We start from the raw sequence: 6,215 nt of genomic DNA on the forward strand, positions 1-6,215 counted from the left end.
GGAGAGCCGGTATGGGTAGATCTATTTTAAATAATATTATCCATCTATTTTATAGCACAATTTTAGCTAATCTTCTTCAAGCTGTGAGTTTAATTGCTTTAGCAAATTTTTTTAATGCACAAAATTATGGGATGTTTAGTGTTGCTATAGCAGTGACGTTTGTTATGTTATTTTTTACAGATTTAGGACTTACAAATACGTTTCTTCGAGAAGGCGCAAAAGATGGAGTAGACTTAGAGACGATTTTATCGTCGTATATAAAAGTAAGGATGATTCTACTTATTTTTATTTCTATAATCGGCTATATTGCTATTCATTATATGTATGCGGATAGAAATTTGATTTATATGATGATAAACGTAATGTTTTTCATGTTAATAGGATTAACTTGGCAAAATATAGGGATTGCCTACTTTCAGCTGACGGAGCGTATGAAGTATATAGCGCTTATTAAAGTTGTATCAGCGGCAATTGTCATTATCATTACATGTTTTTGTATTTTCGGAGAGTTACCAGTTTATATAACTGCTCGTTTATATGGATTTGGTTATATGATTGGTGGTGTATTCAGCATATATGTAATGAAAAGAAAGACGAGTATGAATATGAAAGTCGTAATTCATAAAGCGTTGTTTTGGCAAGTGACGCCTTTTATTATTAGTGGTTTTTTAATAATGAGTACGCCACAATTAGCACCTATCTTACTTAACTATACATTGCCATTAAGTATGGTAGGTGTTTTCGCGGTGGCTTATCGGATGCCAGCAGCTTTATATCAAGTACCAGGGGTGATTGCAGGGGCATTTTATCCAGTGCTCTTTAAGCATTATAATCAGAATAATTTAGAAGAGCATACGAAATTAAACTTACTTCAAATAAAATCAATGGCGATTGTGGGAATATGTATGACGATAAGTTTATATCATTTAGCGCCATACTTTATTTCTATATTTTTTCATGAGGAATGGAGAAATGCAGTAGAGCCACTCCAAATATTATCATTTCTCATTGTGCTGCAAAGTTTAAATATTGCTATAGCTGACGGCTTAACAACGAGTGGACGTCAAAATAAAAGAACGGTTGTGCAATGTATAGCATTAGTGATAGGTGGGATTATGCTTTATAGCTTTAGTAGTATTGGTGGAGTGATAGGAGCGGCTTACGCTATGGTTTTATTTGAAATTGTGGCTTTAGTTGGGTATATAGCGGTAAGTGTAGTGAAGAAAAAAATTGTATTCCAAATTGTAATACCGTATACAATTTATTTTGGCGTAACTTTTATTGGAGTGCAATATATATTGCATGCATATCATTTCATTGCGCTCGTTTTGAATACGTTAATCGTAGTAGTTGGTATATTCCTATATGATTACGAGTTGAAAAAACTTCTTCTTTCGTTTATAAGAAAAACACGCAAAAAGGATTATATTACGAAACAGGGGATATAGCCTATGGAAAATAATATAAAGATATCGATGAAATGGATTATGCTCTTAATATTATTTGTCATGTTAAGTAAATACAACATATATATTGGATTTTCGCTGAAGATATATATGATTTTTTTAGTTATATATTTTTGTTTAACAGTTAAAAACTTTCATATTCAAAAGCTATATTTTCATGAAGTTGTATTTTTGCTATTTTATTTCATCTATTGTTACAGTGGAATTCTTTCTATATATTTACATGCTAGTATTCGTATGATTCTTGGTGTGCTACTTGTTTTAGGGTGTTATTTTATAATGAGAAATTTATTAGGAAATGTTGAAATAGCAACACTTGAATCATCTATTGTTTATGTAGGATTCATATTTAATGTTGTAAGCCTAATACTGTATATAGTCGGTTTACAGCACTTTGGATTGTACGGTGGAGAAGAGAGAGAAATTTTTGCTGGACTATTAGTTGATAGAGGGTATCCAAGATTAATTGGTTTGCTAGATGATCCTAACATTTTTATTTTTTATAATACAATATTTTTTATGTATTATATGACAAACCTACATAATATGACGAACATTTTAGGATTGATTTTATGTGTTACGACAAGTTTATTAACTTTTTCAAGGGGAGGAATATTGGCACTTGTGCTTGTCGTTTTTGTATATGTATGTACATCTAGTTTTGCAAAAAAAATAAAAATAATAATGAGTTTACTATTGTTTGGTGTAGTGATTTTTAGTTTATCGAATAGTGTAATGGGTGGCCAATTGGATGACATATTGAATAAACGAATTTCTGATTTTTCGCATGATAATGGAAGTGGTAGATTTACATTATGGGAAGCTGCTTTTAAATATTATTTATCCAATCCATATATCGGAATCGGTGCATTTAATTTTTCGAATTATTATGAGTTTCAATTTAATGAAAAGTTATATGTACACAATACATTTTTAGAAATTTTGTCTGAATCGGGTACAATTGGTTTTCTGTTATATAGCGCTTTTTTATTCATATTAATGTTCAAGTTAACGCAGTATACTTTGTTTCGTGAAAAACCGTATCTTTTATTGACTATGATTGCATTTTTATTTCAGATGATGTCATTGTCACTCATTATTAACGAAGCGTTCTTTTTATTTTTAGCAATGGTTGTGAAGTACATTTCAATATATGAAGGAAGGGGAAAGGTAGATGGTAAAATGTCTATCAGCACATAATAAGGCGCCTCATGTTTCTGTAATAACACCTTCTTATAATAGTATATTTATAGGTGAGACGATTTTATCTGTACAGAATCAATCATATGAAGAGTGGGAAATGATTATCGTTGATGACGCTTCAACTGACCAATCTCTTGCAAAAATTAAAGAGATAATAGAAGGGGACTCGCGTATTAGATTATTATCATTAAAAGAAAATGTTGGTGCTGCTAAAGCTCGGAATATAGCGATTGAAGAGGCGAGAGGAAGGTATATTGCCTTTTTAGATAGCGATGATATATGGTTGCCACATAAATTGAAGACGCAATTGTTATTTATGGAAGAAATGAATGCGGCTTTTTCATATGCATCGTATAGCTTAATCGATGAAAACAGTAATGAACTAAATCGAGAAGTGAATGTACCAAAATTTGTTGACTATCATCGTTTGGCAGGAAATACAATTATCGGTTGTTTAACAGTAATGATTGATCGTGAAAAAATTCCGCATATTGAAATGCCTAGTGTACAGCCAGAAGATACAGCGTTATGGCTGAACTTATTAGATGAAGGACATGAAGCCAAAGGAATACAGCAAGTGTTAGCGAAGTATAGAATTGTAGCAAATTCTGTTTCGAGAAATAAAATTAAAGCGGCTTTTCGATATTGGAAATTATTAAGGGAACAAAAACGACTGAATGCAGTGCAAATCTTTTACTATTTTAGTAAGTATGCTTTTCATGCCTATAGAAAAAATAAAATCAATGTAGTTGGGAAGACGCAATTATGAATATACTGTTGATGACAGATAAATTGATAACTGGAGGAGCCGAGAGTTATTTTTGTAAATTGGAAAGCAATTTGCGTGATGAGAAATTTACGGTTTATACAGCTGCAGGTGATGGAGAACTATATGAATCTCTTACTAGAAAAGAAAATTTCATGTTACTTAGTCGATGGAATCATTTGAGAAATATTCATTACTTACGAAAAGAAATTTGTAAACGAAAGATAGAACTTATTCATGCAAATAGTTTTCGAATGGTATTATATTCTTTTTTAATTCAAAAGTTCATGAAAAAAAAGATAAAAGTCGTATATACGAAACATAATGTAACGATATTAGAAAAGAAAATGCCAACTTTTTTTCGTTATTTTATAAATAAATATGTGAATAATATTATTACAGTAAGTGAGTTTGAAAAGAATAATTTAATTTCAATGCATGTAGCAGAAGAGAAAATAAAGACAATTTATAACGGTGTGGATATTGAAAAGTTTTTATTCCAGCAGAAAAAGAAAGAATCTATTTATAAAATAGGGATATTAGCTAGACTATCCAAGGAGAAAAACCATCAGTTATTTGTAAAAATTGCAAATGTGTTGAAAAAAAGAGATGACTTTTTGTTTTATATTGCTGGTGATGGACCAGAGAAAGAATCTATTATGAAAGAAATAGAAAAGTATGGATTGCAGCAAAGTGTAAAGATGTTAGGGAATATTTCAGAGCCGCATAGGTTTATAGGAAATATGGATGCCCTACTTTTATTATCTTTTCGTGAAGTGTTTCCAATGGTAGTAATTGAAGCAATGGCTACAGGAACACCGATTGTTTCAATAGATGTTGGTGGAATAAATGAAGCGGTAATAGATGGGGAATCAGGTGTTTTGTTATCTGAATATTGCGAATCGGTATTTGCAAGTGCGCTTGAGGAACTACAAGGAAATGAGAAAAAGGTGAATGGTATTAGACTGAAAGCACGAGAGAAAGCAGAGAGATATTTCTCATTAACTAAAATGATAGAAGAAACGAAAAGTATATATGAATTAAACAAATGACCGTGCAAGTCGTTTGTTTTTTTTATTATAGAAACTTTTAAGAGAAAACTCACATATTATATGAAAAAGGTAATATGAGGAGTGAATTTATTTTGTCAGAATATATTTCTTCCCAAGAAGATTGTGTACCAGAAAATAGCGTTCATATTAATTGTTTTGGAGCAGTTCCGAATTCAGGGAATGATAGCTCATTAGCAATTCAGCAAGCTATAAATTATTGTGTAGCGAACCGAATTTCGACGGTTAGAATTACAGGGGTAAATACGTACAAAATTGTAAAGCCGATTGTTATTAAATCAAATGTAAGGTTAGAGCTAGATCCTACTGTTACGTTGCAAATTGATGGAGATTTTAATGCGTTTGAACTGCAACAAAATGCATCTATTACGGGTGGTACAGTTCAAGTTATAAATCCAGTGTTTCAATCTACTGTTATTTATGTTTCCGGTTCACAACAAATAGAAGTTCCTAATCACTCTCTTATATCAAATATAAATATAGTAAATGCAACGTCGTCATATAAAGGTAAGGCTATACACTTTTATTGTCAAAAAGCATGGGATTATATTAGTTTCTTTCAAGTTAACTTTATTCAAATTAAAAACTTTCAAACTGCAATACATTTGAAGACAGAATATATAGACGATATAAATACACCTTGCTGGATTAACGCAAATGTATTTCAATCTATATTTATTGATGGATGTCAGTATGGGATAGAAGTTGATGGAAACAGTGATTTACCAAATGAAAGTTCAGGAAATACGTTTCATGATATTCAAGTACAATGTAGACAGCAAACGAAAAAGGTCATTCGTTGTACGGGTGCCTATAATACATTTGATTGTATGATTTGGGATACGTACCGGATGAGTAGTGAACAGATTGTCATTGAATTTTCTTCTAATTCGCATCGTAACTACCTTTTTTCGAATTTACTTTCCACAACTATTGTAGATAAAGGACAATACAATGTTTGTAAGTCTACCTATGAAGAATCTCTTCGGATTCAGTTGCCGATTACGTTAAATAAACCACATTTAATAGGGAACCAAGATGATATATTAGTAAATGCTCCACAGAAGTATACTGTTAAGCAAGTAAGTGGGAAATTACCTTACGGGGGGAATCTCGCAAATTGCTTTAATTTAATAGATGAACAAAGTGTAAACTATATCGATGTTCCAGATAGTAATCCAGTTGTGATTGAGCTAGATTTTACGAAAAATCCAATCAAAATGTTGAATTGTTTTGGCATGTATTTTGGATGGGGAGAGAGTCCGAAGAAAATTAAAATCGAATATGCATTAAGTGCAACTGGAAATTGGGTTGTTGCATCGGATGTTCCATTAAATGTAGGCGATACAATTATATCGAATATGAAGGCGAGTCAACTATATAAAGTAAGAATTACATTGAGTGGTTATTCTCAAGACCAAAAGCGTTTTCGGATTAATCGTATGTTTGCAAGATCGTCGATGGAAAATGGGAATGCTTGGTTAGCGACAACTGGCGGAAGAATGTTTGGAGATATTGAAATAGAAGCAAGTAAAGGTATCATTATGAAGACTGCTAGTGGAGCGAAATGGAAAGTAACGATTAATGAGGCTGGCCAGCTTATTACGACTAAAATAACTTGAGATGATGATTGGTTGTAAATGCTTGGACGAGTTATTAGGTAGTACGATAAAGGGAATAAAAAAGAGATTGTAATTTGGGTTCAACCAA

General features: G+C 31.7%; 5 protein-coding genes. All 5 read left to right on the plus strand.

The features are described from left to right. Nucleotides 1-11 precede the first annotated feature (11 nt). The 5 genes from MKX31_RS06185 (at nucleotide 12) to MKX31_RS06205 (ending at nucleotide 6,127) form a co-directional block, all read left to right on the plus strand. Entirely contained in the window at nucleotides 12-1,448 is a 1,437-nt protein-coding gene (locus tag MKX31_RS06185; protein WP_142315014.1) for an oligosaccharide flippase family protein, read from the plus strand. 3 nt (nucleotides 1,449-1,451) lie between these two features. Continuing rightward, entirely contained in the window at nucleotides 1,452-2,666 is a 1,215-nt protein-coding gene (locus MKX31_RS06190; protein ID WP_064476580.1) for an O-antigen ligase family protein, read from the plus strand. Beyond that, nucleotides 2,641-3,438, plus strand: a complete 798-nt coding sequence (locus MKX31_RS06195; RefSeq protein WP_088048417.1) for a glycosyltransferase family 2 protein — start codon at nucleotides 2,641-2,643, stop codon at nucleotides 3,436-3,438. Before MKX31_RS06190 ends, MKX31_RS06195 begins: the two co-directional genes overlap by 26 nt. Further along, nucleotides 3,435-4,487 carry a glycosyltransferase family 4 protein gene (locus MKX31_RS06200; protein WP_064476578.1) on the plus strand — a complete coding sequence of 351 codons (1,053 nt, stop codon included), beginning with the start codon at nucleotides 3,435-3,437 and terminating at the stop codon, nucleotides 4,485-4,487. The genes MKX31_RS06195 and MKX31_RS06200 overlap by 4 nt, the downstream gene beginning before the upstream one ends. 92 nt (nucleotides 4,488-4,579) lie before the next feature. Then, a complete protein-coding gene (locus MKX31_RS06205; RefSeq protein ID WP_142315015.1) occupies nucleotides 4,580-6,127 on the plus strand; it encodes a hypothetical protein in 1,548 nt (515 codons plus the stop codon). The last annotated feature ends 88 nt before the right edge of the window (nucleotides 6,128-6,215 follow it).

Origin of the sequence: Bacillus sp. FSL M8-0063 (assembly GCF_038005545.1) — a bacterium.
Taxonomy (GTDB): domain Bacteria; phylum Bacillota; class Bacilli; order Bacillales; family Bacillaceae_G; genus Bacillus_A; species Bacillus_A wiedmannii.

What these genes read in the sequence shown, in the direction of transcription:
- MKX31_RS06185 (WP_142315014.1), top strand. Translation starts at nt 12, where the DNA reads ATGGGTAGATCTATTTTAAATAATATTATCCATCTATTTTATAGCACA.
- MKX31_RS06190 (WP_064476580.1), top strand. Translation starts at nt 1,452, where the DNA reads ATGGAAAATAATATAAAGATATCGATGAAATGGATTATGCTCTTAATA.
- MKX31_RS06195 (WP_088048417.1), top strand. Translation starts at nt 2,641, where the DNA reads ATGGTAAAATGTCTATCAGCACATAATAAGGCGCCTCATGTTTCTGTA.
- MKX31_RS06200 (WP_064476578.1), top strand. Translation starts at nt 3,435, where the DNA reads ATGAATATACTGTTGATGACAGATAAATTGATAACTGGAGGAGCCGAG.